This window comes from Vibrio sp. 378 (assembly GCF_033339435.1).
This window is the reverse complement of sequence record NZ_JAWOUO010000522.1, coordinates 1-720: the sequence shown is the minus strand read 5'-3', so window position 1 is coordinate 720 and position 720 is coordinate 1. Positions and strand designations below refer to the sequence as shown.

Annotated in this window: 1 protein-coding gene; it reads left to right on the top strand. The window is 44.6% G+C overall.

What is annotated here, in order from left to right:
• Position 1: 1 nt before the first annotated feature.
• Positions 2-691, top strand: coding sequence for a BON domain-containing protein (locus tag R7Q48_RS27300; protein WP_318133389.1), 690 nt, complete (start codon positions 2-4; stop codon positions 689-691).
• Positions 692-720 lie beyond the last annotated feature (29 nt).

Sequence of the window (720 nt, the reverse complement as noted above, 5' to 3'; positions counted from 1 at the left end):
CATTTTATGTACCATCTTAAGCTTGAGCGGATGTGCGGGACTGTTCATTGCTGGAGCTGCCACCACGGCAAATATTGTGACAGATACTCGCACCACGAAGCAGATCTGGCAAGACAACAATATTGAATTTGAAGTCGCAGCGATCGGTAATAAAGAACCATTTAAAGGGCATGTTCGAGTTATTGCGAGCTCGTACAATGGTACGGTTGTTTTAATGGGCCAAGCTCCAACTCAAGATTTGATTAATCAAATTGAGCAACGAGCTAGAGCCATTGATGGCGTCAAAACCATTCATAACCAAATTAAGGCTAAAGAGCCATTGAGCGTGACGCAAATCAGCAACGACAGCTGGATCACAACCAAGGTAAAATCGGCTCTATTAACCGACTCAGACCTCAATGGCGTTAAAGTCAAAGTCATTACAGAGGATGGTGACGTATTTTTGTTTGGCTATGTAACCGCTCAGCAAGGTGAACGCGCGACGGAGATTTCGCGGAATATCTCTGGCGTAAAACAGGTGATCAAAGGGTTCCAATACGGAGACGCAGAACCAGTTAAAGTCGATTTACCTAGCGACGGTGTGACAACACAGACACAGACACAGACACAGACACAGACACAGACACAGACACAGACACAGACACAAGATGATAGTGATCCAGATGTCGAGACGTTTACCATCAGTGACTAAACGATATTGAAAAACTTGAAACCGAAGTA